Source organism: Staphylococcus hyicus (assembly GCF_000816085.1).
Taxonomy (GTDB): domain Bacteria; phylum Bacillota; class Bacilli; order Staphylococcales; family Staphylococcaceae; genus Staphylococcus; species Staphylococcus hyicus.
The window spans coordinates 692192-716585 of sequence record NZ_CP008747.1; the positions used below are offsets into that span (position 1 = coordinate 692192).

35 protein-coding genes are annotated in these 24394 nt (G+C 36.8%); 32 read left to right on the plus strand and 3 right to left on the minus strand.

Annotation, left to right across the window (positions count from 1 at the left end; all coding sequences use genetic code 11):
• Positions 1 to 132 precede the first annotated feature (132 nt).
• Both SHYC_RS03015 and SHYC_RS03020 read left to right on the plus strand, forming a co-directional pair.
• Positions 133 to 3297, plus strand: a complete 3165-nt coding sequence (locus SHYC_RS03015; RefSeq protein ID WP_039644427.1) for an efflux RND transporter permease subunit — start codon at positions 133 to 135, stop codon at positions 3295 to 3297.
• Positions 3298 to 3524: 227 nt separating this feature from the next.
• Positions 3525 to 4679, plus strand: a complete 1155-nt coding sequence (locus SHYC_RS03020; protein ID WP_039644428.1) for an aminotransferase class I/II-fold pyridoxal phosphate-dependent enzyme — start codon at positions 3525 to 3527, stop codon at positions 4677 to 4679.
• 117 nt (positions 4680 to 4796) lie between these two features.
• On the opposite strand, the gene mspA is transcribed toward SHYC_RS03020, so the two are convergent.
• A complete protein-coding gene (mspA, locus tag SHYC_RS03025) occupies positions 4797 to 5114 on the minus strand; it encodes a membrane stabilizing protein MspA (protein WP_039644430.1) in 318 nt (105 codons plus the stop codon).
• Positions 5115 to 5133: 19 nt separating this feature from the next.
• On the minus strand, positions 5134 to 5334 hold the full coding sequence (locus SHYC_RS03030) for an SE1832 family protein (RefSeq protein ID WP_039644432.1): 201 nt from the start codon (positions 5332 to 5334) through the stop codon (positions 5134 to 5136).
• A 121-nt stretch (positions 5335 to 5455) separates the two neighbouring features.
• On the opposite strand from SHYC_RS03030, the gene SHYC_RS03035 reads away from it, so the two are divergent.
• Positions 5456 to 6370 (plus strand): AEC family transporter, encoded by a 915-nt coding sequence (locus SHYC_RS03035; RefSeq protein WP_039644434.1) that lies wholly within the window; start codon positions 5456 to 5458, stop codon positions 6368 to 6370.
• A gap of 394 nt (positions 6371 to 6764) precedes the next feature.
• Here the strand turns inward: SHYC_RS03035 and SHYC_RS03040 are convergent, their stop codons facing one another.
• On the minus strand, positions 6765 to 7625 hold the full coding sequence (locus SHYC_RS03040) for a GNAT family N-acetyltransferase (RefSeq protein ID WP_039644436.1): 861 nt from the start codon (positions 7623 to 7625) through the stop codon (positions 6765 to 6767).
• A gap of 121 nt (positions 7626 to 7746) precedes the next feature.
• Here SHYC_RS03040 and SHYC_RS03045 point away from each other — a divergent pair, with 121 nt between their 5' ends.
• The 29 genes from SHYC_RS03045 to rpsK all read left to right on the plus strand — a co-directional run bounded on the left by SHYC_RS03045 (position 7747) and on the right by rpsK (position 24353).
• Positions 7747 to 9879: a DNA topoisomerase III gene (locus tag SHYC_RS03045; RefSeq protein WP_039644438.1), complete on the plus strand. Its 2133-nt coding sequence runs from the start codon at positions 7747 to 7749 to the stop codon at positions 9877 to 9879.
• Between the two features lie 113 nt (positions 9880 to 9992).
• Entirely contained in the window at positions 9993 to 11327 is a 1335-nt protein-coding gene (locus SHYC_RS03050) for an NCS2 family permease (RefSeq protein WP_039644440.1), read from the plus strand.
• A gap of 531 nt (positions 11328 to 11858) precedes the next feature.
• Positions 11859 to 12167 carry a 30S ribosomal protein S10 gene (gene rpsJ, locus SHYC_RS03055; protein ID WP_001118667.1) on the plus strand — a complete coding sequence of 103 codons (309 nt, stop codon included), beginning with the start codon at positions 11859 to 11861 and terminating at the stop codon, positions 12165 to 12167.
• A 27-nt stretch (positions 12168 to 12194) separates the two neighbouring features.
• Positions 12195 to 12854 carry a 50S ribosomal protein L3 gene (rplC, locus tag SHYC_RS03060; protein ID WP_039644449.1) on the plus strand — a complete coding sequence of 220 codons (660 nt, stop codon included), beginning with the start codon at positions 12195 to 12197 and terminating at the stop codon, positions 12852 to 12854.
• Positions 12855 to 12880: 26 nt separating this feature from the next.
• Positions 12881 to 13504: a 50S ribosomal protein L4 gene (gene rplD, locus SHYC_RS03065; RefSeq protein WP_039644451.1), complete on the plus strand. Its 624-nt coding sequence runs from the start codon at positions 12881 to 12883 to the stop codon at positions 13502 to 13504.
• Entirely contained in the window at positions 13504 to 13779 is a 276-nt protein-coding gene (gene rplW / locus SHYC_RS03070) for a 50S ribosomal protein L23 (RefSeq protein WP_037567103.1), read from the plus strand. Before rplD ends, rplW begins: the two co-directional genes overlap by 1 nt.
• A 29-nt stretch (positions 13780 to 13808) precedes the next feature.
• Positions 13809 to 14642: a 50S ribosomal protein L2 gene (gene rplB, locus SHYC_RS03075; RefSeq protein ID WP_039644454.1), complete on the plus strand. Its 834-nt coding sequence runs from the start codon at positions 13809 to 13811 to the stop codon at positions 14640 to 14642.
• A 64-nt stretch (positions 14643 to 14706) separates the two neighbouring features.
• The gene (gene rpsS / locus SHYC_RS03080) at positions 14707 to 14985 is read left to right on the plus strand and encodes a 30S ribosomal protein S19 (protein WP_014613216.1); all 279 of its coding nucleotides are present in this window, start codon (positions 14707 to 14709) and stop codon (positions 14983 to 14985) included.
• A 32-nt stretch (positions 14986 to 15017) separates the two neighbouring features.
• The gene (gene rplV / locus SHYC_RS03085; RefSeq protein ID WP_016426354.1) at positions 15018 to 15371 is read left to right on the plus strand and encodes a 50S ribosomal protein L22; all 354 of its coding nucleotides are present in this window, start codon (positions 15018 to 15020) and stop codon (positions 15369 to 15371) included.
• Positions 15372 to 15393: 22 nt separating this feature from the next.
• Positions 15394 to 16047, plus strand: a complete 654-nt coding sequence (rpsC, locus tag SHYC_RS03090) for a 30S ribosomal protein S3 (protein WP_039644459.1) — start codon at positions 15394 to 15396, stop codon at positions 16045 to 16047.
• A gap of 2 nt (positions 16048 to 16049) precedes the next feature.
• Positions 16050 to 16484 carry a 50S ribosomal protein L16 gene (gene rplP / locus SHYC_RS03095; protein WP_037567112.1) on the plus strand — a complete coding sequence of 145 codons (435 nt, stop codon included), beginning with the start codon at positions 16050 to 16052 and terminating at the stop codon, positions 16482 to 16484.
• The gene (gene rpmC, locus SHYC_RS03100; protein ID WP_014613220.1) at positions 16474 to 16683 is read left to right on the plus strand and encodes a 50S ribosomal protein L29; all 210 of its coding nucleotides are present in this window, start codon (positions 16474 to 16476) and stop codon (positions 16681 to 16683) included. Before rplP ends, rpmC begins: the two co-directional genes overlap by 11 nt.
• A 24-nt stretch (positions 16684 to 16707) precedes the next feature.
• Positions 16708 to 16971: a 30S ribosomal protein S17 gene (gene rpsQ, locus SHYC_RS03105; RefSeq protein WP_037567114.1), complete on the plus strand. Its 264-nt coding sequence runs from the start codon at positions 16708 to 16710 to the stop codon at positions 16969 to 16971.
• A gap of 30 nt (positions 16972 to 17001) precedes the next feature.
• Positions 17002 to 17370 (plus strand): 50S ribosomal protein L14, encoded by a 369-nt coding sequence (gene rplN, locus SHYC_RS03110; RefSeq protein WP_014613222.1) that lies wholly within the window; start codon positions 17002 to 17004, stop codon positions 17368 to 17370.
• A gap of 38 nt (positions 17371 to 17408) precedes the next feature.
• Entirely contained in the window at positions 17409 to 17726 is a 318-nt protein-coding gene (gene rplX / locus SHYC_RS03115; RefSeq protein ID WP_037567116.1) for a 50S ribosomal protein L24, read from the plus strand.
• Between the two features lie 24 nt (positions 17727 to 17750).
• Positions 17751 to 18290 carry a 50S ribosomal protein L5 gene (gene rplE, locus SHYC_RS03120; RefSeq protein ID WP_037567119.1) on the plus strand — a complete coding sequence of 180 codons (540 nt, stop codon included), beginning with the start codon at positions 17751 to 17753 and terminating at the stop codon, positions 18288 to 18290.
• 21 nt (positions 18291 to 18311) lie between these two features.
• Complete coding sequence (locus SHYC_RS03125) at positions 18312 to 18497, plus strand: type Z 30S ribosomal protein S14 (RefSeq protein ID WP_037567121.1); 186 nt, start codon at positions 18312 to 18314, stop codon at positions 18495 to 18497.
• A gap of 31 nt (positions 18498 to 18528) precedes the next feature.
• On the plus strand, positions 18529 to 18927 hold the full coding sequence (gene rpsH, locus SHYC_RS03130; protein WP_014613226.1) for a 30S ribosomal protein S8: 399 nt from the start codon (positions 18529 to 18531) through the stop codon (positions 18925 to 18927).
• Positions 18928 to 18956: 29 nt separating this feature from the next.
• On the plus strand, positions 18957 to 19493 hold the full coding sequence (gene rplF, locus SHYC_RS03135) for a 50S ribosomal protein L6 (protein ID WP_037567123.1): 537 nt from the start codon (positions 18957 to 18959) through the stop codon (positions 19491 to 19493).
• Positions 19494 to 19523: 30 nt separating this feature from the next.
• Positions 19524 to 19883, plus strand: coding sequence for a 50S ribosomal protein L18 (gene rplR, locus SHYC_RS03140; RefSeq protein ID WP_039644463.1), 360 nt, complete (start codon positions 19524 to 19526; stop codon positions 19881 to 19883).
• 21 nt (positions 19884 to 19904) lie between these two features.
• Positions 19905 to 20405, plus strand: coding sequence for a 30S ribosomal protein S5 (gene rpsE, locus SHYC_RS03145; RefSeq protein ID WP_037567127.1), 501 nt, complete (start codon positions 19905 to 19907; stop codon positions 20403 to 20405).
• A 17-nt stretch (positions 20406 to 20422) separates the two neighbouring features.
• Complete coding sequence (gene rpmD / locus SHYC_RS03150; RefSeq protein ID WP_039644465.1) at positions 20423 to 20602, plus strand: 50S ribosomal protein L30; 180 nt, start codon at positions 20423 to 20425, stop codon at positions 20600 to 20602.
• 16 nt (positions 20603 to 20618) lie between these two features.
• On the plus strand, positions 20619 to 21059 hold the full coding sequence (gene rplO, locus SHYC_RS03155; protein ID WP_037567130.1) for a 50S ribosomal protein L15: 441 nt from the start codon (positions 20619 to 20621) through the stop codon (positions 21057 to 21059).
• A complete protein-coding gene (gene secY, locus SHYC_RS03160; RefSeq protein WP_039644469.1) occupies positions 21059 to 22351 on the plus strand; it encodes a preprotein translocase subunit SecY in 1293 nt (430 codons plus the stop codon). Before rplO ends, secY begins: the two co-directional genes overlap by 1 nt.
• A gap of 17 nt (positions 22352 to 22368) precedes the next feature.
• The gene (locus SHYC_RS03165) at positions 22369 to 23019 is read left to right on the plus strand and encodes an adenylate kinase (protein ID WP_039644470.1); all 651 of its coding nucleotides are present in this window, start codon (positions 22369 to 22371) and stop codon (positions 23017 to 23019) included.
• A gap of 167 nt (positions 23020 to 23186) precedes the next feature.
• Positions 23187 to 23405, plus strand: a complete 219-nt coding sequence (gene infA, locus SHYC_RS03170) for a translation initiation factor IF-1 (RefSeq protein WP_001118443.1) — start codon at positions 23187 to 23189, stop codon at positions 23403 to 23405.
• Positions 23406 to 23437: 32 nt separating this feature from the next.
• Positions 23438 to 23551, plus strand: a complete 114-nt coding sequence (rpmJ, locus tag SHYC_RS03175; RefSeq protein WP_002509257.1) for a 50S ribosomal protein L36 — start codon at positions 23438 to 23440, stop codon at positions 23549 to 23551.
• 22 nt (positions 23552 to 23573) lie between these two features.
• Positions 23574 to 23939, plus strand: coding sequence for a 30S ribosomal protein S13 (gene rpsM, locus SHYC_RS03180; RefSeq protein ID WP_037567140.1), 366 nt, complete (start codon positions 23574 to 23576; stop codon positions 23937 to 23939).
• Positions 23940 to 23963: 24 nt separating this feature from the next.
• Entirely contained in the window at positions 23964 to 24353 is a 390-nt protein-coding gene (gene rpsK, locus SHYC_RS03185; protein WP_014613235.1) for a 30S ribosomal protein S11, read from the plus strand.
• The last annotated feature ends 41 nt before the right edge of the window (positions 24354 to 24394 follow it).

Consider the following 24394-nt stretch of genomic DNA (forward strand, 5'->3'; position numbering starts at 1 on the left):
TGATTCAAACTTCATCGTTTTTTATATCCTGTAGGCGGTGCCGTGAGGGTTAGTATTCATATTGAAATAACGATACTGATACAAGAGTGAATATGTTAATGTAGCTATAATATGGAAAAAGGGGCGATAAGGGTGGTCAAAAAGCTGATAGATTTTTCACTATCAAATCGATTTGCAATTATGTTAATGGTACTGCTTGTCATATTAGGTGGTGTTTATGCAAGCTTTAAAATGAAATTAGAATTGTTACCAGATACCGAACCGCCGATGATGACAATTACAACGACTATGCCAGGTGCTACACCTGACACAATAATGAAAGAAGTTAGTAATCCTATTGATGAAGAAATAAGAGGGATGGCTGATGTTACAAGCGTTAAAACAGAGTCGTTAGCCAATGCGTCATTGGTGACAGTGAAATTTGATGATCAAACTGATTTAGATAAGGTAGAACAAGAATTACAAAAAACACTTCAAAAAATGTCATTTGCTGAAGGGGTTCAAGACCCTGAGATTAAACGTAATTCGATTTATGCTTTTCCAGTGGTAGCCTATTCGTTTATAAATCAAAAAAATGATATTAAAGCAACGACGAAAGCGGTTGAAGAGCAGTTAATACCGAAATTACAAGAAATTAAAGGCGTACAGCGCGCGACTGTAAATGGTCAGACTACACGTCAAGCAACGTTGAAGTATGACGACCAAAAATTACAAGCAGTAGGGTTAAATCAACAGCAAGTTTCAGATTATATTAAGGGCGCTTCGAAAGAGACCCCATTAGGTTTGTTTCAGTTTGGTAACGAAGATAAATCCGTCGTTATTGATGGGCAATTTACCTCTATTGATGCCCTTGAAAATTTAGAAGTTCCTTTAGCTATCTCACGTCAACCGGCTACATCGGCTCAAAATGACAGCAAGAATCAAGATCAAAGCCAAGGGATGTCCATGTCATCATCAGCTTTAACTGCATCACAAGCACTTACCAGTAATTCAAACAATGAAACAGTACCTTTAAAATCACTCGCGCGAATTACGCTCCAGGATGAACGAAAATCCATTTCTAAAACAAACGGTGAAGATGCAGTGGATGTACAAATTGTAAAAGCACAAGATGCAAATACGGTTGCTGTAGCAAATGAAGTGGATCAAACGATTCATGACTTTGTGAAATCGCATGATAATCTTAAAACAGTAAAAATTATGGATACTGCAAAACCTATAAAAGATGCTTTGTCAACGATGATTGAAAAAGCATTGCTTGGCGCGATCGTTGCGATTATCGTGATATTATTATTTTTAAGAAATATAAAAATGACAGCAATCTCTGTAGTATCCATTCCGTTGTCAATACTTATAGCCATGGTTGCTTTAAAATTGACTGATGTATCTTTAAATATATTAACGTTAGGTGCTTTAACTGTTGCAGTCGGACGTGTGATTGATGACGCAATTGTTGTTATTGAAAATATATACAGACGTTTAGCGAAGAAGGATGAGGTACTGTCAGGGGACCATTTAATTATTCAAGCGACGAAGGAAGTATTCATTCCTATTATGTCTTCAACGATAGTAACCATTATTGTTTTTTTACCACTTGCATTTGTAACGGGGTCTGTTGGGGAAATGTTTAGACCTTTTGCTTATGCGGTGACTTTTAGTTTACTGGCATCATTGCTTGTTTCGATTACAATTGTACCTGTACTTGGATCAATGTTTTTTAAAAATGGCTTGAAGCGACAACCGAAACATCATTTAGGAAAGTTAGGTCATGGATATCGTAAAATCTTATCTTGGAGCCTCGATCACAAATGGATCGTTATAATATTAAGTACAGTGTTGTTAATTGGAAGTATCGTGCTAGGCAGTATAAAGATTGGTACAAGTTTTATATCTACAGGTGAAGACAAATTTATGGCTTTGACATATAAGCCGAAACCAGGAGAAACAAAAGAACGTGTATTAAAAAATGCGGAAGAAGTACAAAAGTATTTGAACAATCAATCTCATGTGCAACATGTGCAGTACTCTGTCGGCGGTCCTTCTCCAGCAGATCCTACGGGTAGCACAAATAGTACTGCGCTAATGGTCAAATACGACAGTGATACACCGAACTTTGATACTGAACCAGAACGTGTATTAAAACATATCGCGACGTATCATCATTCAGGAGATTGGCAAAATCTTGATATGAGTACAGGTACGGGTTCGCATCAATTAAAAGTACAAGTTACGGGTCCTTCTACAGATGCAATCAAAGGAACGGTCAAAGAAGTTGAGCACCTTATGGGAGAGACAAAAGGTTTAACTAATGTAAAATCAGATTTGACTGATACGTATGCCCAATATGAAGTGAAAGTCGACCATCAACGCGCAAGTGAAAACGGCATCACTGCGGGACAACTTGCACTATTACTGAATCAAAATATACCAGAAATGACGATATCGAAAATAAAAGCGGATCAACAATCATATGATGTTGTCGTTAAACAAAATAAAGAGACGCAATGGACTAAGAACAAACTTGAAAATACATCAATTCCATCTCCACAAAATCCAAACCTTAAACTTAGTGACATTGCAGAATTAAAGCAAACAACAACGCCGAATACGCTTGTAAAAGAAAGTGGTCACTATACGAGTACAATAACTGGTAACATTTCGGGTAAAGATGTTGGTGGCATTACGCAAGATGTTTCACATCAACTGTCGAAAATAAAAACACCTCAGGATGTTAAAACGTCGGTCGGAGGAACAAATGATGATATTACGGAGGCATTTTCACAGTTATTACTTGCGATGTTGGCTGCTATTATCATCGTTTATTTAGTATTAGTGCTCACATTTAAGGGTGGCTTGGCGCCATTTACAATTTTATTCTCATTGCCTTATACAATTATTGGCGTGGTTTGTGCATTAGTTGCGACAGGTGAAACATTATCAGTACCAAGTATGATTGGTTTATTAATGTTAATTGGAATTGTCGTAACGAATGCCATTGTACTCATTGATCGTGTAATCAATAATGAAAAAACCGGCATGTCAATGAAAGCGGCATTAATAGAAGCTGGGGGTACGCGTATTCGACCTATTTTAATGACAGCAATTGCAACGATTGGTGCCCTGTTTCCTTTGCTTTTTGGACAAAACAGTTCAGTATTAATTTCAAAAGGATTAGCGGCGACAGTAATTGGTGGATTGTTATCTTCCACGTTATTAACTTTAATCGTTGTTCCGGTTATATATGAAATTTTGTTTACTTTAAAATCGAAATTAATGCGTCATAAAAATTCAAATTGACGAATTCTTATGTATTTGGTAGGCTATTAGAAATACTAAAAGTCAACGTCCACTTTATATCGCTTCCGTACTTAAATTCATTTGTATAAGGATATATTATAAAGTTTGAAAAAATAAGAGGGGAAGAATGCATCTTTAAAAGATTATGTTCTTCCCTCTTTTTGCATCTTGTAGTAACTGTTGACAATGTAGACAGGAGTTTTAGTTATTTCAAAGGGGGACATCTAATGAAAGAGACATCTATTTTAAAACGTATTCCTGAAAGTTACTTTGGCAAAACGATGGGGAAAGCTGTTGAACATGGTCCATTACCGTTAATTAATCTTGCAGTAGGGATACCGGATGCTAATACTCCGGACCGTATTCTTGATGCTTTGGCACACGCTATACGAATGCCTGAGAACCAAAAATATTTGGCTTTTCAAGGAAAACCCTCATTTAAACAAGCCATCGTTCATTTTTACAAACGGCATTTTGATGTATCACTCGATCCTGAAACAGAAGTATGTTTATTTTATGGGACAAAAAATGGTTTGGTTGCGTTACCAACATGTGTTGTTGAGCCTGGAGAGATTGTGTTATTACCGGATCCTGGGTATACAGATTATGAAGCGGGTGTCCTTTTAGCGCATGGACAGCCACGTCCGATGAAATTATATCCAGAACACGGGTATTTACCGCAATGGGATCAAATAGATACAACAGAAGCAAAGTTAATTTATTTAACGTATCCGAATAATCCAACAGGTTCTGTCGCCACCCCTGAATTTTTTCAGGATACGATAGACTATTTTAAAGATACCGAGACGATGATTGTTCATGATTTTGCATATCAAGCATTCGGTTTTGATAGGGAGAATCCAAGTATACTTGCTGCAAAAGGTGCCAAATCACGTGCGATTGAAGTGTTTTCATTTTCAAAAGGATATAATATGTCAGGGTATCGTGTGGGATTTGCAGTTGGTAACGCACACATGATACGACAATTAAAGAAATATCACACACATACGCAAGCGGGTATGTATGGTGCGTTACAGGACGCATGTACAGTAGCTTTGAATGAATGTGATGATGTACTCCGTCTTCAAGCACATACATTTAAAAATAGAAGAGATATTATAGAAAAAGCATTAACAACAGCGCAGATTCCTTTTGAACCAATTAAAGGCGGAATATTTTTATGGTTACCGTGCCCGCCTGGGTATACGAGTGATCAATTTGTAAATTATCTATTACAGAGGTGTTCTATATTGGTTGCCCCAGGGCATCCATTTGGAGAACAGGGAGAAGGCTATGTACGTGTATCATTTGCAATAGACGAGCATCAATTAATAGAAGGCCTTAGACGTCTTGCATCAATTGCCTCACTATACCAAAAGTGATTAAGTGTAGTAGACGTATAGGTTAAACAAATGAAAACCTTCAAAGTGGATGTCTTAGCATCTACTTTGAAGGTCAAATTGTAAAACAACAGTGAACATATTAGCTATGCACACATGTTAAATAAGCGCGATGGCTAATATCACATAAACGACAAAAATTAGCGCAGTCATCATATTTAATATATTGACGCCTTTTTTATCATTTTTAAAGTGCTTAAATGCAGTAGTTTCAACATTTCCAATGAATAAAAGTAATACAACAAACAACCACCACGTCATCATAGCGTGATATTTTAATGAAGTGGCAATGACAATGATTAAAATAATCCCCATGAAAATACGTAGAACCGTCGCAAATCGTAACTGCATTTTAAATATACTAATGTAACTGACAATGAAATACAGTATTGGTAATAAAAGGAAATAAATAAGCATAAGTTAGTCCTTTCTAAATCTATTGATGATGCGACTCATTTTTTTGTGAAGCCATCTCTTGTCGCATGTATTGTCTTACTTTAGAGATTTCATGTTCAATAGATTCCAATTGTTTTATCAAAGGGTCAACTTGTTGGCCCGTAGATTCACGTTTTTCTAAATCGCTTTGAATGCGAATATAATCTAATTTAAGTTCCTGTAATTGGGCTTCTAAACTCATAAAACTAGCCTCCTTTTGTTTATAACATTATAACATGCTTCATTCTTGATAATGAAACGAATATGCTGAAAGTCTCATATAAAGGGTTGATTATTTTGTCGCATGATAAGGGGGGATATATGTGACAGATCGATTTATAATGATTTTATTACTTATCGCATTAGGTTATACATTAAAGCGCATAGGCTATGTCAAAGGGTCAGATGCAAAAGTAATCACGACACTTGTGTTGAATGTCACATTACCTGCTGTCGTGATTGTTAATTTGAATGGGGTTACATTAACACCTGAGCTATCTTTATTACCTATATTAATGGTGCTCTATGGGTTAATGACTAAACTCATTGTTATTTTATTATTTATAAAATATAACAATGAAGTTAGAGGTACCGTAGCGATGTTAATGGCTTCGTTAAATATTGGGATATTTGCATATCCACTTGTACAGCAAATGTGGCCTGAAAAGGGTCTATTATATTTTGGTATGGCAGATATTGGTGGGGCCGTGTTGATGTTCGGTCTTACTTATTTCATCGCAGGATATTTTAAAAATGCGGAAGGCACATTGAACGTCAAGACGATTTTTTTGAGCTGCTTAAAATCGATTCCGTTAATGACTTATATCGTAATGATAGTACTGAGTTTATGTGCGATTAAACTCCCTCCCAACACGATAACGTTTTTCGATTTGCTCGGTAAAGCAAATTTGCCACTATCTATGTTGTTATTAGGGATATTATTAGATTTTAAAATTGAACGCCGTTTTTTGCCGTTAACGTTTAAGTATATTGGCATGCATTACGGACTTGGGCTTGTTTTTGGTAGTCTTGTTCATGTTTTTTTACCTGTATCCGACGATATGATTAAAACAACATTACAATTGATTTGGGTTTTACCTGTAGGTGTAGCTGCTTTATCATATGCCGTACAATTTCAATATCGAACGTTACCGATGATTGCGATGGCAAGTAATATGACTGTAGTGATTAGCATTTGTATCCTATATATTTATCAACACTTTTTCCTTGTGACATAAGCGCTGGAAAGTGTAACGGTATTGGGACATCGCATTCCTAGTAATATAATGAGTCAACAACAGTTATTGAGTGATGGACAATGTTGGATGTTGTTAATCTATATTGCTCCATTTTGTCTTTATAATGGGAAAGTTGATATATTTAACATAACATTTTGATTGATTCAAAAGTCGAGACTTCTAAAGTATCAAGTCGGAACCGACAATCTATTTAGAGAGCGGGCGGAAACCTCATAAAGTTCCGCCCGCTCTCTAAATGCGTTGGGATAAAGTACCTAAACAAGCTAGGGTTTAGAAACAATTTAAAATGAAATCTTTGGTGTATCCCTAAGTGTTGTCGGTCTATTTTAATAAATAGTGTATTCATTTTTGCATGCGGTGAATGCTAAAAGATTTAGTGCACAAGTTTGAATTTGCGGTATTCTGATGTCATTTCAAAACCGAATTCATGAAAACGTTCAACTAAGCGATGGTTTTTACTGCGTATTTTAAAATACACGTTATCAATACCTTCATGAGAAAGGGCGACGTGAATTGCATGTTGGATGAGGTCGAAAGCAATCCCTTTTAAACGGTAGTGCGTATGTGAAGAAAAATAACGAATTTCAGCATGACCTTGTGTGGGGTTAATAATTAAATATAAGTAGCCTTTAAGCAATCCTTCTGCCATATATAACATAAGTTGATGATGTTCATCTAATGTATCCGTAATTTCTTCTGCACGCATGGCGTGATGAGAAAATGTGTCTTCATGAAGTTTTTTGAAAGATTTGAAATAAGCTGATTTATAATCGATAATATGATGAATGTTTTCGGTTTCTCCTAAATCTGTGCGTGTTGATAGATGATAATCTGTAAATGTATAGGATGCACCGATAGTTTTCATGTAGGCTTTAATGTGTTCATTTTCAGCTGCATAAGAAAAGTAATAGGTTGCGTTTTGCGTATTTTCTTTTGTTGCTTCGTGAAATAAACTTTTGAATGCCTCACCTGTAGGGATATAGTCTTTTTTTGTAATGGGTCCGATAACCTTATAACGGTTTTCCATATAAGGTATACACATGAGCGCCATTTGAATCTCGTCATTTTCTTCTAGTATATATATACCTGTCGTCGTTAATGCCTCCTTGAGGTACATGTCATACGCCGCGTCATAATGAATAGGAATTTTATTCGTATAAGACTGTGAAGTTGAGATGTTTTCTTTAATAAAAATTAATATACGATCAACGGAAGTGACTCGACTGACCTTCATAGTGCCCCTCCTTAATAGTTTCTTTACGCTAATTATAAGTTGTTTTATAAGGAAATGAAAGTATACACTTAAGAGGCATGATACAATATGAGTATTATAAAGTTAAAACAGGAGTAAAATCATGAAATCTTTAGTATTAGCAGAAAAACCTTCAGTAGGTAGAGATATCGCCAAAGCATTAAACGTGACAAATGCGAAAAATGGCTATATTGAAAATCAACACTATATTATTACTTGGGCGTTAGGTCATTTAGTGACGAACGCGACACCTGAACAATATGACAAATCTTATCAACAATGGCGATTAGAAGCTTTACCCATTATACCTAAACAAATGAAAACAGTGGTGATAGGCAAAACACGTAAGCAGTTTAACACCGTACAACATTTATTAAAAAGAGATGATGTTAAAGAGGTTATTATCGCTACGGATGCAGGAAGAGAAGGAGAGTTAGTCGCACGGCTAATATTAGATAAAGTTCGTATTAAAAAGCCGCTCAAACGCTTATGGATTAGTTCAGTAACACCGAAAGCCATTCAACAAGGGTTTCGCAATCTTAAAGATGCAAAACATTATTATCCACTTTATCAAGCGGCTTTAGCGCGCAGTGAAGCGGATTGGATTGTGGGTATTAATGCCACACGTGCATTAACGACACGGTATGATGCACAATTATCGCTTGGACGTGTTCAAACGCCAACGATAAAATTAATCCAACAACGACAAGAAGAAATTAAACATTTCAAACCTGAAACATATTTTACAATGGAAGTTAAGGTGGATAACTTACCTTTTAAATTAGTGCAAGCACAACGTGAGTTTGACAAACAGAAGTTAAACAACCTCGCAGAAACGATTCAAGGTCAGTCCATTAAGATTGAATCAATTAAAGAAAAAGAGAAAAAATCATATCCTGGTCGCTTGTATAATTTAACAGATATACAACAACATGCGTATCAACGCTATAAAATAAGTGCGAAACAAACTTTGAATGCGTTACAAAGTTTATATGAACGTCATAAAGTATTAACGTATCCGCGTACTGACTCTAATTATTTAACGACAGATATGGTAGGTACGCTTAAAGAACGTTTACAAGCAGTTATGGGAACGGAATATAAAACACATGCCCAAACGCTTATGCATAAACAATTTACAACAAAATTATCATGTATCAATAATCAAAAAGTGTCAGATCATCATGCCATCATACCAACAGAAGTGCGACCATATATGGATGATTTAGGCGCACATGAAAAAAAGATCTACTTGCTTGTCGTACAACGATATCTTGAGGTTTTATCAGAACCTCATATTTATATAGAGCGTCAAATTATTGGACAAATTGGGGAAGCTACATTTATTTATAAAAGTAATGAAACAAAACAATTAGGTTTTAAAGCATTACATCATGAGTTACCTTCAACAGAAGTAAAAGGATCGATGACAGAAGGTGAGCGTTTTGACGTCACTGATGTTTCTATCCTTTCTCACCAAACGACACCTCCTGCTTATTTCAATGAAGGGACCCTCCTTAAAGCAATGGAACGACCGGATCAGTTTTTTAACTTGAATGATAAACATTCTGCAGAAACACTTAAAGCAACAGGTGGTATCGGGACTGTAGCAACAAGAGCAGATATTATTGAAAAATTATTTAAAATGAATGCGATTGAGAGTCAAGATGGGAAGTTAAAAGTGACTTCTAAAGGGGCACAAATTTTATCGTTGGCGCCGCAAGCATTAACGTCTCCAATGCTGACTGCAGAGTGGGAAGATAAATTATTGAAAATAGAAAAAGGAACATATCAACGTCAACAATTTATTGATGAAATGAAGCAATTCACGATAGATGTGATTCAAACTATTAAAGATAGCAACCAGAAATACAAACATGATAATTTAACGTCTGCAGAATGTCCAACGTGTGGCAAATTTATGTTAAAAGTAAAAACAAAACACGGTTCAATGCTTGTCTGTCAGGACCCGGCGTGTAAAACGAAGAAAGATGTTAAAACACAAACGAAAGCGCGTTGTCCAAAATGTAAAAAAAGGCTGACTAAGTTTGGTACTGGTGGACAAGCCACGTATCGCTGTGTATGTGGGCATACAGAGACACAAGCGCAAATGAATCAACGTTTAAAATCTAAAGGTAAAGATAAAGTCTCTCATCGTGATATGAAAAAATATATGAAAGATGATGAATTAGATCATAATCCATTCAAAGATGCATTGAAAGGGTTGAAATTGTAGCTGAAAATCGAACTTAATTTATGTATTTTGTTATAAAGTTCGGATTTTGTATTGAAATCATACCGTATACGTATTAAAATATGTAGGTATTTTAATAAAAGGAGCTAATAAAAGTGAAGCGATACTTCCGTTTTGATGAACATCAAACTAATTTCAAGCGAGAAATATTAGGTGGATTAACAACATTCTTATCAATGGCGTATATTTTAGCGGTCAATCCTCAAGTGCTAAGTTTAGCTGGGGTGGATGGCGTACCTTCTGAGCAGAAAATGGACCAAGGGGCTATCTTTGTTGCAACAGCACTTGCAGCCTTTGTCGGGTGCTTATTCATGGGGATTATAGCAAGATATCCAATAGCGCTGGCACCCGGTATGGGACTCAATGCATTTTTTGCATTTACAGTTGTATTAACGATGGGCATTCCTTGGCAGACGGGTTTGACTGGCGTGCTATTCTCTGGATTTATATTTGCTATTTTGACTGCAACAGGATTACGAGAAACCATAATTAACGCCATTCCTTTTGAAATGAAGATGGCCGTATCTTCAGGTATAGGACTATTTATTACTTTTGTAGGGTTGCAAAGTTCAGGAATTATAACGAACCAAGATGCAACATTAGTTACATTAGGGAAATTAACAGAACCTCACGTTTTATTAGCTGTATTTGGTATCGTCATTACAATTGTGCTATATGCTAAAAAAGTACCAGGTGCGATTTTTATTGGTATGGTAATCACAGCAATAGCTGGCTTGGTCACACAGCAAATTGCACCTCCTTCAGGCGTAATTGGTAAAGTACCAAGTATTGCACCGACGTTTGGTGCAGCGTTTGAAGCTTTTCAAGATCCAGGTCAACTTTTTACAGTTCAATTTTTAATCGTCATTTTGACGTTTTTATTCATCGATTTCTTTGACACAGCTGGAACAATCGTAGCCGTAGCTTCTCAAGCGGGATTCATGAAAAACAATCGTTTACCACGTGCAGGTCGTGCTTTATTTTCAGATTCACTTGCGACGATGGTAGGTGCGATATTCGGAACGACAACAACAACATCATACATCGAATCTACATCCGGTGTTGCTGTTGGAGCGCGTACAGGATTTGCAAGTATTATTACAGGTATATGTTTCTTATTAGCTTTGTTCTTTAGTCCACTTATGGCAGTTGTGACGCCAGCAGTCACAACACCTGCATTAGTGGTGGTGGGTGTTTTAATGGCATCTAATCTCGCATCTATTAGCTGGAAAAACTTTGAAGTCGCTGTACCTGCGTTTGTTACAATTATCATGATGCCTCTATCGTACTCAATTGCAACTGGAATCGCTTGTGGCTTTATCTTTTACCCAATAACAATGGTGTTGACGAAACGTCATAGAGAAGTTCATCCAATTATGTATGCTTTATTAGTCATATTTATATTATATTTTGTATTTGTGCATGGTTAAATCGTCAAAACTGTTAGTGAACATAGTTCATTAACAGTTTTTTTATGATCGGAGAATGAACGGTGGGAGGCTGACCTACACCATGACGACAAGGCGTTGATAGATTTAAGAATACGTGCATAAAAGGGTGAGACATTAATCACAATCAAAACATGAACTTGTTTAACAACATGGTCTCGAAACGACTACATTTCTCCAACTTTAAATAAGATGTATTTTTAAACTAGATTTATAAGGAGATAGGCATTGGAACGATATTTAAAGGTAGAAAAAGATTTGAGAAATTCAAAAAAAGTGTTGAAGTAGCCACGTATTTAGAGTAAAATAATGGGGTATGTGAATTAGACAAAAGATTTTACATAAAATGGTTGAACTTCTCAAACATTTCGTGTAAAATGTCTAATGTTGGACTTTTTAATGCGATGAAGCGAAAGGTTACTGACACACCCGGCCGCTTTGCCATGGCGTTGTGTGAGATAGTTTTCGTGGAGAAGTCTTATCACTAATGAAGACGAATAAGGAGGGTAAATTATGGCAAAACAAAAAATCAGAATCAGATTAAAAGCTTACGATCACCGTGTTATTGATCAATCAGCTGAGAAAATTGTTGAAACTGCGAAACGTTCTGGTGCAGACGTATCAGGACCAATCCCATTACCAACAGAAAAATCAGTGTACACTATCATCCGTGCGGTGCATAAGTACAAAGATTCTCGTGAACAATTCGAACAACGTACACACAAACGTTTAATCGACATTGTTAACCCTACACCAAAAACAGTTGATGCTTTAATGGGCTTAAACTTACCATCAGGTGTAGACATCGAAATTAAATTATAATAGAAAATTTTAGGAGGTGGACTTTCGATGACCAAAGGAATCTTAGGAAGAAAAATTGGAATGACTCAAGTATTCGGTGAAAACGGAGACTTAATTCCAGTAACAGTTGTAGAAGCAAAAGGAAACGTAGTATTACAAAAGAAAACTGAAGAAATCGATGGTTACAACGCAGTACAAATCGGTTTCGACGACAAGTTAGCTTACAAAAAAGATAGCAAATCAAACAAATACGCAAACAAACCAGCTGAAGGTCATGCTAAAAAAGCTGGCGTTGCACCTAAGCGCTTCATTCGTGAATTCAGAAACATTAATGTTGATGAATACGAAGTAGGTCAAGAAGTCTCAGTTGATACATTTGTAGCAGGCGACATCATTGACGTAACAGGAACTTCAAAAGGTAAAGGTTTCCAAGGTGCGATCAAGCGTCACAACCAATCACGTGGACCTATGTCACATGGTTCTCATTTCCACAGAGCACCAGGTTCAATCGGTATGGCGTCAGATGCGTCACGCGTATTTAAAGGACAAAAATTACCAGGCCGTATGGGCGGTAATACTGTCACTGTTCAAAACTTAGAAGTTGTTGCAGTTGATACGGAAAACAACGTCATTTTAGTTAAAGGTAATGTACCTGGACCTAAAAAAGGTTTTGTTCAAATCCAAACAGCTGTAAAAGCTAATCAATAATAAGTAGCGAAAGGAGGAAATGCATAATGGCAAATTATGATGTATTAAAAGTTGACGGATCTAAAGCTGGTTCAGTTGAACTGAGCGATGCAGTATTCGCAATCGAACCTAACAATGAAGTATTATTCGAAGCGATTAACTTACAACGCGCTTCATTACGCCAAGGAACACACGCTGTTAAAAATCGTTCAGCAGTTCGTGGCGGTGGACGTAAACCATGGAGACAAAAAGGTACTGGACGTGCGCGTCAAGGTACTATCCGTGCCCCACAATGGCGTGGTGGTGGCGTAGTATTTGGTCCTACACCAAGAAGCTACGGCTACAAAATGCCTAAGAAAATGCGTCGTTTAGCATTACGTTCTGCATTATCTTACAAAGTTCAAGAAAATGGACTTAAAATTGTTGATAACTTCAATTTAGAAGCTCCAAAAACAAAAGATTTCAAAACAACATTAACAAACTTAGAATTACCTAAGAAAGTTTTAGTTGTAACACTTGGAGAAGATGTTAACGTTGAATTATCTGCACGTAATATCCCTGGTGTTCAAATCACAACACCTGAAGGACTAAACGTATTAGATTTAACACATGCTGACAGTGTTTTAATCACTGAAGAAGCAGCTAAAAAAGTTGAGGAGGTGCTCGGATAATGGAAGCTAGAGACATTCTAAAGCGCCCCGTAATCACTGAAAAATCATCTGAAGCAATGGCTGAGGACAAATACACTTTCGATGTAGATGTACGTGCCAACAAGACGCAAGTTAAAATTGCTGTTGAAGAAATCTTCGATGTAAAAGTAGCGAATGTTAATATCATTAACTACAAACCTAAAAAGAAACGTATGGGCCGTTACCAAGGCTATACAAACAAACGCCGTAAAGCTATCGTAACTTTAAAAGAAGGTCAAATCGACTTATTCAATTAAAAAATATACCAATAAGGAGGTAAGCGACAATGGCATTAAAACATTATAAGCCAATTACAAATGGTCGTCGTAATATGACTACTCTAGATTTCGCTGAAATCACTGAAACAAAACCAGAAAAGTCATTATTACAACCGCTACCGAAAAAAGCGGGTCGTAACAACCAAGGTAAATTGACTGTACGTCATCATGGTGGCGGACATAAACGTCAATACCGTGTGATTGATTTTAAACGTAATAAAGATGGAATCCCAGGTAAAGTTGATTCTATTCAATATGATCCAAACAGATCAGCAAACATTGCATTAATCGTATACGCAGATGGTGAGAAACGTTACATCATCGCACCTAAAGGTTTACAAGTAGGTCAAGTAATTGAAAGTGGTTCTGAAGCTGACATCAAAGTTGGTAATGCACTTCAATTAAAAGACATTCCTGTAGGTACTGTTATCCACAATATCGAATTAAAACCAGGTCGTGGTGGACAAATCGCACGTTCAGCTGGTGCAAGCGCTCAAGTATTAGGTAAAGAAGGTAAATATGTACTTGTAAGACTTCGTTCTGGTGAAGTACGTATGATTCTTTCAACTTGCCGTGCTACAATCGGTCAAGTTGGTAACTTACAACATGAACTTGTTAACGTTGGTAAAGCTGGTAAATCAAGATGGTTAGGTAAAAGACCTACTGTTCGTGGTTCTGTAATGAACCCTAACGATCACCCACACGGTGGTGGTGAAGGTCGTGCGCCAATCGGACGTCCATCTCCAATGTCACCTTGGGGTAAACCAACCCTTGGTAAGAAAACACGTCGTGGTAAGAAACATTCAGACAAACTTATCGTACGTAGACGTAAGAAAAAATAAAAATAGCTTATTTGGGTGTGCGGCTTCTTAGCTGCACGCACACAATAAGAAAGGAGGCGCCACTATGGCTCGTAGTATTAAAAAGGGACCTTTCGTCGATGATCATTTAATGAAAAAAGTTGAAGCTCAAGGCGACAGCGAAAAGAAACAAGTAATCAAAACATGGTCACGTCGTTCAACAATTTTCCCAAACTTCATTGGACACACATTTGCAGTATATGATGGCCGCAAACACGTACCTGTATACGTAACTGAAGATATGGTTGGTCACAAATTAGGTGAATTTGCACCAACACGTACTTTCAAAGGACACGCTGCTGACGACAAGAAAACAAGAAGATAATCACTCAATAGTAAGTAGAGGAGGAAATACGAATGGAAGCAAAAGCGGTTGCTAGAACGATCAGAATCGCACCTCGTAAAGTTAGATTAGTATTAGATCTAATTAGAGGAAAAGACGTAAGAGAAGCTGTAGCGATTTTAAAATTAACAAACAAAGCTTCTTCTCCAGTTGTAGAAAAATTATTAATGTCCGCTTTAGCTAATGCTGAGCACAACTACGGTATGAATACTGATGAATTAGTTGTTAAAGAAGCATATGCTAACGAAGGACCAACTTTAAAACGTTTCCGTCCACGTGCTCAAGGACGTGCAAGCGCAATTAACAAAAGAACAAGTCACATTACTATCGTAGTAAGTGACGGTAAAGAAGAAGCGCAAGAAGCTTAATAAATACTAAGGAGGGAACACCGTGGGTCAAAAAATTAATCCAATCGGACTTCGTGTTGGTATCATCCGCGACTGGGAAGCAAAATGGTTTGCTGAAAAAGATTTCGCATCATTATTACACGAAGACTTAAAAATTCGTAAATTTATCGATACTGCATTAAAAGATGCATCAGTATCACACGTAGAGATCGAACGTGCTGCTAACCGTATCAACATCGCAATCCACACTGGTAAACCAGGTATGGTAATTGGTAAAGGCGGTTCAGAAATCGAGAAACTTCGTAACAAGTTAAACCAATTAACTGATAAAAAAGTACACATCAACGTGGTTGAAATCAAGAAAGTTGATTTAGATGCACGTTTAGTAGCTGAAAACATTGCACGTCAATTAGAAAACCGTGCATCATTCCGTCGTGTACAAAAACAAGCAATCGGAAGAGCAATGAAACTTGGTGCTAAAGGTATCAAAACTCAAGTATCAGGTCGTTTAGGTGGCGCTGACATCGCGCGTGCTGAACAATATTCAGAAGGAACTGTACCACTTCATACATTACGTGCTGACATTGATTATGCACATGCTGAAGCTGACACAACTTATGGTAAGTTAGGTGTTAAAGTATGGATCTATCGTGGTGAAGTTCTTCCTACTAAGAAAAATAGTGAAGGAGGAAAATAATTATGTTACTACCAAAGCGTGTAAAATATCGTCGTCAACATCGTCCTGACACTAAAGGTCGTTCTAAAGGCGGTAACTACGTAACATTTGGCGAATTTGGTTTACAAGCAACGACAACATCTTGGATCACTTCTCGTCAAATCGAATCAGCTCGTATCGCTATGACACGTTACATGAAACGTGGCGGGAAAGTTTGGATTAAAATCTTCCCTCATACACCATATACTAAAAAACCTTTAGAAGTACGTATGGGTGCTGGTAAAGGTGCGGTAGAAGGCTGGATCGCAGTTGTAAAACCAGGTCGTATTTTATTTGAAGTTGCAGGCGTATCTGAAGAAGTTGCGCGTGAAGCATTACGTTTAGCGAGCCACAAACTTCCAGTTAAAACGAAGTTTGTAAAACGTGAAGAATTGGGTGGTGAAACAAATGAAAGCTAAGGAAATTAGAGACTTAACCACTTCTGAAATCGAAGAGCAAATCAAATCATCAAAAGAAGAGCTTTTTAACCTACGCTTTCAATTAGCTACAGGTCAATTAGAAGAGACTGCACGTATCAAAACTGTTAGAAAAACAATTGCACGTCTTAAAACTGTTGCGCGTGAAAGAGAATTAGAACAAGGAAAAGCTAACCAATAATAGTTGAAAGAGGAGGTTACTAAAGTGAGCGAAAGAAATGATCGTAAAGTTTACGTTGGTAAAGTCGTTTCAGACAAAATGGACAAAACAGTGACTGTTTTAGTTGAAACATACAAAACGCACAAACTATATGGTAAACGTGTAAAATATTCTAAGAAGTATAAAACACATGACGAAAACAATTCAGCTAAACTAGGAGATATCGTTAAAATTCAAGAAACTCGTCCTTTATCAGCGACAAAACGTTTCCGTTTAGTAGAAATTGTCGAAGAATCAGTAATTATTTAATGACTATTTAAAGATAAGGGAGGTTTAATCATGATCCAACAAGAAACACGCTTAAAAGTAGCAGACAACTCTGGTGCTCGTGAAGTACTTACAATCAAAGTATTAGGTGGATCTGGCCGTAAAACAGCTAACATCGGTGACGTCATCGTAGCAACTGTTAAAAATGCTACACCAGGAGGCGTTGTTAAGAAAGGCGATGTTGTGAAAGCTGTTGTTGTACGTACAAAATCAGGTGTACGTCGTAAAGACGGTTCTTACATCAAATTTGATGAAAATGCATGTGTTATCATTCGTGACGACAAAGGACCACGTGGTACTCGTATCTTCGGTCCAGTAGCGCGTGAATTACGTGAAGGAAACTTTATGAAAATTGTTTCTCTTGCACCAGAAGTACTATAATTTATAAAATCTAAATCACAATTCAAGGAGGTGCCCACATGCATATCAAAAAAGGTGACAACGTAATCGTTATCGCAGGTAAAGACAAAGGTAAAACAGGTAAAGTTGTAGCAACTGAACCTAAAAAAGACCGCGTCGTTGTGGAAGGTGTAAACGTCGTTAAAAAACACCAAAAACCAACTCAAATCAATCCTGAAGGTGGAATCTTAGAAACTGAAGCAGCAATTCATGTTTCTAACGTACAATTATTAGACCCTAAAACTAACAAACCTACACGTGTAGGCTACAAGTTTGTTGATGGTAAAAAAGTAAGAATCGCTAAAAAATCAGGCGAAGAAATTAAGTCTAATAAATAATAAAAGTTGAAAGGAGGATCCACTTTGAACCGTTTAAAAGAAAAATTCAACTCTGAAGTTAGTGAGAACTTAGTAAAAAAATTCAACTATAGCTCAGTAATGGAAGTACCAAAAATCGATAAAATCGTAGTCAACATGGGTGTTGGTGATGCAGTTCAAAACTCAAAAGTATTAGATACAGCAGTTGAGGAATTAACAGCAATCACTGGTCAAAAACCTTTAATCACTAAAGCTAAAAAATCAGTTGCGACATTCCGTTTACGTGAAGGTATGCCAATTGGTGCTAAAGTAACATTACGTGGTGAAAGAATGTATGAATTCTTAGATAAATTAATTTCTGTATCATTACCACGTGTACGTGACTTCCGTGGTGTTTCTAAAAACGCATTTGATGGTCGCGGTAACTACACTTTAGGTGTTAAAGAACAATTAATTTTCCCTGAGATCGATTATGATAAAGTATCAAAAGTTCGTGGAATGGATATCGTTATCGTAACTACTGCTAACACTGACGAGGAAGCTCGTGAATTGTTAACACAATTCGGTATGCCATTTCAAAAATAATCTCTAAAGGAGGCTAATTAAGTGGCTAAAAAATCAATGGTTGCTAAGCAACAAAAGAAACAAAAGTTCCAAGTCCGTGAATATACGCGTTGTGAACAATGTGGACGTCCGCATTCAGTATATCGTAAATTTAAACTTTGCCGTATTTGTTTCCGTGAATTAGCTTATAAAGGTCAAATTCCTGGCGTACGTAAAGCTAGCTGGTAAAAATTTAACTCTTGAAAGGAGGCAACAAACTATGACATTGTCAGATCCAATTGCAGATATGTTAACTCGTGTAAGAAACGCAAACATGGTGCGTCACGAAAAATTAGAATTACCTGCATCAAACATTAAAAAAGAAATTGCTGAAATCCTTAAAAACGAAGGTTTCATCAAAAACGTAGAATATATCGAAGATGATAAACAAGGTGTAATCCGTTTATTCTTAAAATATGGTTCAAATAACGAACGTGTTATTACAGGATTAAAACGTATTTCTAAACCAGGTTTACGTGTTTATGCTAAAGCAAACGAAGTACCTAAAGTATTAAATGGTTTAGGTATTGCATTAGTATCTACTTCAGAAGGTGTTATCACTGATAAAGAAGCTAGAAAACGTAATGTTGGTGGCGAAGTATTAGCTTACATTTGGTAATCATTAAATAAATAAGGAGGTGCCACAGCATGAGCCGTGTTGGTAAAAAAATTATCGAGATCCCAAGTGACGTTACTGTAACTATCGAAGGTAACAAAGTTACTGTTAAAGGACCTAAAGGTGAATTATCACAAACACTTAATGAAGAAATGACTTACAAACAAGAAGAAAACACACTTGAAGTTGTTAGACCATCAGATTCTAAAGAACATAGAACAATTCATGGTACAACTCGTGCGTTAATTAATAATATGGTACAAGGTGTATCTCAAGGATACGTTAAAGGACTTGAACTTATCGGTGTTGGTTACCGTGCACAAGTACAAGGTTCTAAACTTGTATTAAACGTAGGTTATTCTCATCCAGTTGAAATCGAAGCTGCTGAAGGTATTACTTTCTCAGTAGAGAAAAATACAACTGTAAAAGTTGAAGGTATCGACAAAGAATTAGTTGGTGCTACAGCATCTAAAATTCGCGATGTACGTCCACCAGAACCTTATAAAGGTAAAGGTATCCGTTACCAAGGTGAATACGTACGCCGTAAAGAAGGTAAAACTGGTAAATAATAAATAAACTCTACAGAAAGGAGTATTGACATGATCAGCAAAATTGATAAAAACAAAGTACGTTTAAAAAGACATGCACGCGTGCGTACGAAATTGTCAGGTACTAGCGAAAAGCCACGTCTAAACGTATACCGTTCAAATAAACATATTTATGCACAAATCATTGATGACGTTAAAGGTGTAACGTTAGCTCAAGCTTCTACTAAAGATAGCGATATTGACACATCAGTAACTAAAGTTGAAATGGCAACTAAAGTTGGTGAAGCAATCGCTAAAAAAGCAAGCGAAAAAGGAATCGAAGCAGTTGTATTCGATCGTGGAGGATACTTATTCCACGGACGTGTTAAAGCGTTAGCAGATGCAGCTCGCGAAAATGGACTTCAATTTTAATTTAAAGGAGGGACAATTTAAATGGCTCGTAGAGAAGAAGAAGTTAAAGAATTTGAAGAACGCGTTGTTACGATTAACCGTGTTGCAAAAGTTGTTAAAGGTGGACGTCGTTTCCGTTTCACAGCACTTGTAGTTGTAGGTGACAAAAATGGTCGCGTTGGTTTCGGTACTGGTAAAGCACAAGAGGTACCTGAAGCAATTAAAAAGGCTGTTGAGGCTGCGAAGAAAAATCTTATCACAGTTCCACGTGTTGAAGGTACAACACCACATACAATCACTGGACGCTATGGTTCAGGTAGTGTATTCATGAAACCAGCTGCTCCTGGTACAGGGGTTATCGCGGGTGGTCCAGTTCGTGCCGTATTAGAACTTGCAGGTATCACTGATATCTTAAGTAAATCATTAGGTTCTAACACACCAATTAACATGGTGCGCGCAACTGTTGACGGTTTACAAAACTTAAAAAATGCTGAAGATGTTGCCCGTTTACGTGGTAAATCAGTAGAAGAATTATATAATTAAGGAGGGAGACATTTAAAATGGCTAAAATTCAAATTACCCTCACTCGAAGCGTTATCGGACGTCCGGAAACACAACGTAAAACAGTTCAAGCTTTAGGTTTGAAAAAACTTAACTCATCTGTTGTTGTTGAAGATAACGATGCGATTCGTGGACAAATCAATAAAGTAAGTCACTTAGTAACAGTAGAAGAAAAATAATTAAGGAGGTGCCGAAATGAAATTACATGAGTTAAAACCATCAGAAGGTTCACGTAAAGTACGTAACCGTGTAGGTCGTGGTGCGGCTACTGGTAACGGTAAAACAAGTGGTCGTGGTCAAAAAGGTCAAAAAGCACGTTCAGGTGGTGGCGTTAGACCAGGTTTTGAAGGTGGTCAATTACCTTTATTCCGTCGTATTCCAAAACGTGGTTTCACTAACATCAACCGTAAAGAATATGCTATTGTTAACTTAGACCAACTTAACAAATTTGAAGATGGTACTGAGGTTACACCTGAATTATTAATCGAATCAGGCGTAGTTAAAAGTGAAAAATCTGGCATTAAAGTATTAGGTAATGGTTCATTAGAAAAGAAATTGACTGTTAAAGCACACAAATTCTCAGCTTCTGCTAAAGATGCTATTGAAGCGAAGGGCGGAGCTCACGAGGTGATCTAATGTTTCACACGCTTGTGAATTTCTTTAAAACAAAAGAAGTTCGTAACAAGATTTTCTTTACACTTGCAATGTTAGTGATTTTCAAAATTGGTACGTATATTCCAGCACCTGGAGTTAATCCAGCAGCATTTGATAATCAACAAGGTTCTCAAGGCGTCACTGATCTGTTAAATACATTTGGTGGCGGAGCCTTGAAGAACTTTTCCATTTTCGCAATGGGGATTATGCCTTACATTACTGCTTCCATTGTGATGCAATTATTACAAATGGATATTGTGCCTAAGTTTACAGAATGGGCAAAACAAGGTGAGGTCGGACGTAGAAAGTTAAATAACTTAACACGTTATTTTACTATCGTTCTTGCATTCATCCAATCTATCGGTATGTCTTATCAATTTAACTCATACCTTGGTGGATCACTTGTCCTAACTCAAAGCGTATGGTCATATCTTTTAATTGCAATCGTTCTTACAACAGGTACTGCATTTTTAATGTGGTTAGGTGAACAAATTACGCAATATGGTGTTGGTAATGGTATTTCTATTATCATTTTTGCAGGTATTTTATCTACATTGCCGTCCGCGTTAATGCAATTCTATCAACAAGAATTCGTTGGACAAGATGATGTCACGTTAGCTTGGTTAAAAGTGATGGGTCTTATTGTCGGTATGATTTTACTAACAGTAGGTGCTGTATTCGTTTTACAAGCGATTCGTAAAATACCGATTCAATATGCAAAAAAACAATCGAATATGCGTCTTGGTTCACAGGCAACATATTTACCATTAAAAGTAAACTCTGCAGGGGTAATTCCTGTCATCTTTGCAATGGCATTCTTCTTATTACCTAGAACATTAACATTGTTCTTCCCGAAAGCAGATTGGGCTCAAAAAGTTGGTAATTATGCTGATCCATCAAACAATATGGGAATGGTCGTGTATGTAATACTCATTATTGCTTTCACATATTTCTATGCGTTTGTACAAGTTAACCCAGAAAAAATGGCAGAAAATCTGAAAAAGCAAGGTAGCTATGTTCCTGGGATTCGTCCTGGCGAACAAACGAAAAAATATATTACTAAAGTTTTATATCGTTTAACGTTTGCAGGTTCAATTTTCTTAGCAGCAATTTCGATTCTTCCGATTATTGCTACAAAGTTTATGAACTTACCGCAAGCCATTCAACTTGGCGGGACAAGCTTACTTATCGTTATTGGTGTTGCCATTGAAACGATGAAAGGTTTAGAAGCACAAGTCAATGAAAAAGAATATAAAGGCTTTGGTAGACGATAATTCATAGGAGGGCATTTATGAATATTATCTTAATGGGATTACCTGGTGCTGGTAAAGGAACTCAAGCGAGTGAAATTATTAAAAAGTACCCAATTCCACATATTTCAACAGGGGATATGTTCAGAAAAGCGATTAAAGATGAAACCGAACTCGGTAAAGAAGCTAAATCGTTTATGGATCGTGGGGAACTCGTACCAGACGAAGTTACAGTAGGCATTGTAAAAGAACGTATCTCTGAAGACGATGCTAAGAAAGGTTTCTTACTTGACGGATTTCCTCGTACAATCGAACAAGCTGAAGCTTTAAACTCGATTTTAGAAGACCTTGGAAGAGAAATCGATGCAGTTGTTAACATTGATGTGCCTGAGGAAGAACTTATGAATCGTCTTACTGGACGTCGTATTTGTGAAATCTGTGGCACAACGTATCATCTTGTTTTCAATCCTCCAAAGGTTGAAGGTACATGTGATCTTGAAGGTGGTAAACTTTACCAACGTGAAGACGACAACCCTGAAACAGTTGCAAATCGTTTAGAAGTGAACATAAAGCAATCTAAACCGATTTTAGATTTCTATAGCCAAAAAGGCGTTCTTAAAAATATTGACGGTTCGAAAAATATTAATGAAGTTACAGAAGACGTCATCACTATTTTAGAATCATTAAAATAATAACGACTTGGTTTAAAGTGTTTGACTTTACACGTCGTTAACTTTGAAACTGTAATCAAATATTCGTGACAAGTCTTATAACGATACGCTTTGACAATGTAAACCAAGCCAACTATTATCTCGTTGATATATTAAGATCCTTACAACTGAAAAGGAGGCGTTAATTCATGGCAAAACAAGATGTTATCGAACTTGAAGGTACGGTATTAGACACTTTACCTAACGCAATGTTTAAAGTAGAATTAGAAAATGGTCACGAAATCTTAGCTCACGTAAGTGGCAAGATTCGTATGAACTATATTCGTATTTTACCAGGCGATAAAGTAACAGTAGAAATGTCTCCGTATGACTTAACACGCGGAAGAATCACATATCGTTATAAATAATTGTCACTCCATCATTGAAGGAGGTATAAAAAATGAAAGTAAGACCATCAGTAAAACCAATTTGCGAAAAATGTAAAGTCATTAAACGTAAAGGTAAAGTAATGGTAATTTGTGAAAACCCTAAACACAAACAAAAACAAGGTTAATTAAAAGAGAGGTGTAAATAATATGGCACGTATTGCAGGAATTGATATCCCACGTGATAAACGCGTAGTAATTTCATTAACTTATATCTACGGTATCGGTAAAACTTCAGCAAAAGAAATCTTATCTGAAGCAAACGTTTCAGAAGACACTCGTGTTAAAGATTTAACTGATGACGAATTAGGTCGTATTCGTGAAGTTGTAGATGGCTACAAAGTTGAAGGTGACTTACGTCGTGAAGTAAACTTAAACATCAAACGTTTAATGGAAATTTCATCATACCGTGGTATCCGTCACCGTCGTGGTTTACCAGTTAATGGTCAAAAAACTAAAAACAATGCGCGTACGCGTAAAGGCCCAGTTAAAACTGTAGCTAACAAGAAAAAATAATAGGTAAAGGAGGCAAATTAATCTATGGCACGTAAACAAGTATCACGTAAACGTAGAGTGAAAAAGAATATCGAAAACGGTGTTGCGCACATCCGTTCTACATTCAATAATACAATCGTAACTATCACAGATGAATTCGGAAATGCTTTATCTTGGTCATCTGCAGGTGCATTAGGTTTCAAAGGTTCTAAGAAATCAACACCATTCGCAGCACAAATGGCATCAGAAACAGCTTCAAAAGCTGCAATGGAACACGGTTTAAAATCAGTTGAAGTAACTGTAAAAGGACCTGGTCCAGGTCGTGAATCAGCGATCCGTGCATTACAATCAGCAGGTTTAGAAGTAACAGCGATTAAAGACGTTACTCCAGTTCCACATAATGGTTGCCGTCCACCAAAACGTCGTCGCGTATAATTAAATTTTTGTTTTGTCACTATTCACTTAACACTAAAAAT

Excerpts from the sequence above, each read along its gene's own strand:
- infA (WP_001118443.1), top strand. The coding sequence starts at position 23,187 with ATGGCAAAACAAGATGTTATCGAACTTGAAGGTACGGTATTAGACACT.
- rplD (WP_039644451.1), top strand. The coding sequence starts at position 12,881 with ATGGCAAATTATGATGTATTAAAAGTTGACGGATCTAAAGCTGGTTCA.
- rpmD (WP_039644465.1), top strand. The coding sequence starts at position 20,423 with ATGGCTAAAATTCAAATTACCCTCACTCGAAGCGTTATCGGACGTCCG.
- rpsK (WP_014613235.1), top strand. The coding sequence starts at position 23,964 with ATGGCACGTAAACAAGTATCACGTAAACGTAGAGTGAAAAAGAATATC.
- mspA (WP_039644430.1), bottom strand. The coding sequence starts at position 5,114 with ATGCTTATTTATTTCCTTTTATTACCAATACTGTATTTCATTGTCAGT.
- rpmC (WP_014613220.1), top strand. The coding sequence starts at position 16,474 with ATGAAAGCTAAGGAAATTAGAGACTTAACCACTTCTGAAATCGAAGAG.
- rpsH (WP_014613226.1), top strand. The coding sequence starts at position 18,529 with ATGACATTGTCAGATCCAATTGCAGATATGTTAACTCGTGTAAGAAAC.
- rplB (WP_039644454.1), top strand. The coding sequence starts at position 13,809 with ATGGCATTAAAACATTATAAGCCAATTACAAATGGTCGTCGTAATATG.
- rplW (WP_037567103.1), top strand. The coding sequence starts at position 13,504 with ATGGAAGCTAGAGACATTCTAAAGCGCCCCGTAATCACTGAAAAATCA.
- rpsJ (WP_001118667.1), top strand. The coding sequence starts at position 11,859 with ATGGCAAAACAAAAAATCAGAATCAGATTAAAAGCTTACGATCACCGT.
- secY (WP_039644469.1), top strand. The coding sequence starts at position 21,059 with ATGTTTCACACGCTTGTGAATTTCTTTAAAACAAAAGAAGTTCGTAAC.
- rplR (WP_039644463.1), top strand. The coding sequence starts at position 19,524 with ATGATCAGCAAAATTGATAAAAACAAAGTACGTTTAAAAAGACATGCA.
- SHYC_RS03165 (WP_039644470.1), top strand. The coding sequence starts at position 22,369 with ATGAATATTATCTTAATGGGATTACCTGGTGCTGGTAAAGGAACTCAA.
- rplC (WP_039644449.1), top strand. The coding sequence starts at position 12,195 with ATGACCAAAGGAATCTTAGGAAGAAAAATTGGAATGACTCAAGTATTC.
- rplV (WP_016426354.1), top strand. The coding sequence starts at position 15,018 with ATGGAAGCAAAAGCGGTTGCTAGAACGATCAGAATCGCACCTCGTAAA.
- SHYC_RS03030 (WP_039644432.1), bottom strand. The coding sequence starts at position 5,334 with ATGAGTTTAGAAGCCCAATTACAGGAACTTAAATTAGATTATATTCGC.
- SHYC_RS03040 (WP_039644436.1), bottom strand. The coding sequence starts at position 7,625 with ATGAAGGTCAGTCGAGTCACTTCCGTTGATCGTATATTAATTTTTATT.
- rpsS (WP_014613216.1), top strand. The coding sequence starts at position 14,707 with ATGGCTCGTAGTATTAAAAAGGGACCTTTCGTCGATGATCATTTAATG.
- rpsM (WP_037567140.1), top strand. The coding sequence starts at position 23,574 with ATGGCACGTATTGCAGGAATTGATATCCCACGTGATAAACGCGTAGTA.
- rplF (WP_037567123.1), top strand. The coding sequence starts at position 18,957 with ATGAGCCGTGTTGGTAAAAAAATTATCGAGATCCCAAGTGACGTTACT.
- SHYC_RS03045 (WP_039644438.1), top strand. The coding sequence starts at position 7,747 with ATGAAATCTTTAGTATTAGCAGAAAAACCTTCAGTAGGTAGAGATATC.
- rplX (WP_037567116.1), top strand. The coding sequence starts at position 17,409 with ATGCATATCAAAAAAGGTGACAACGTAATCGTTATCGCAGGTAAAGAC.
- rpsE (WP_037567127.1), top strand. The coding sequence starts at position 19,905 with ATGGCTCGTAGAGAAGAAGAAGTTAAAGAATTTGAAGAACGCGTTGTT.
- rplO (WP_037567130.1), top strand. The coding sequence starts at position 20,619 with ATGAAATTACATGAGTTAAAACCATCAGAAGGTTCACGTAAAGTACGT.
- rplP (WP_037567112.1), top strand. The coding sequence starts at position 16,050 with ATGTTACTACCAAAGCGTGTAAAATATCGTCGTCAACATCGTCCTGAC.
- rpmJ (WP_002509257.1), top strand. The coding sequence starts at position 23,438 with ATGAAAGTAAGACCATCAGTAAAACCAATTTGCGAAAAATGTAAAGTC.
- rplN (WP_014613222.1), top strand. The coding sequence starts at position 17,002 with ATGATCCAACAAGAAACACGCTTAAAAGTAGCAGACAACTCTGGTGCT.
- SHYC_RS03020 (WP_039644428.1), top strand. The coding sequence starts at position 3,525 with ATGAAAGAGACATCTATTTTAAAACGTATTCCTGAAAGTTACTTTGGC.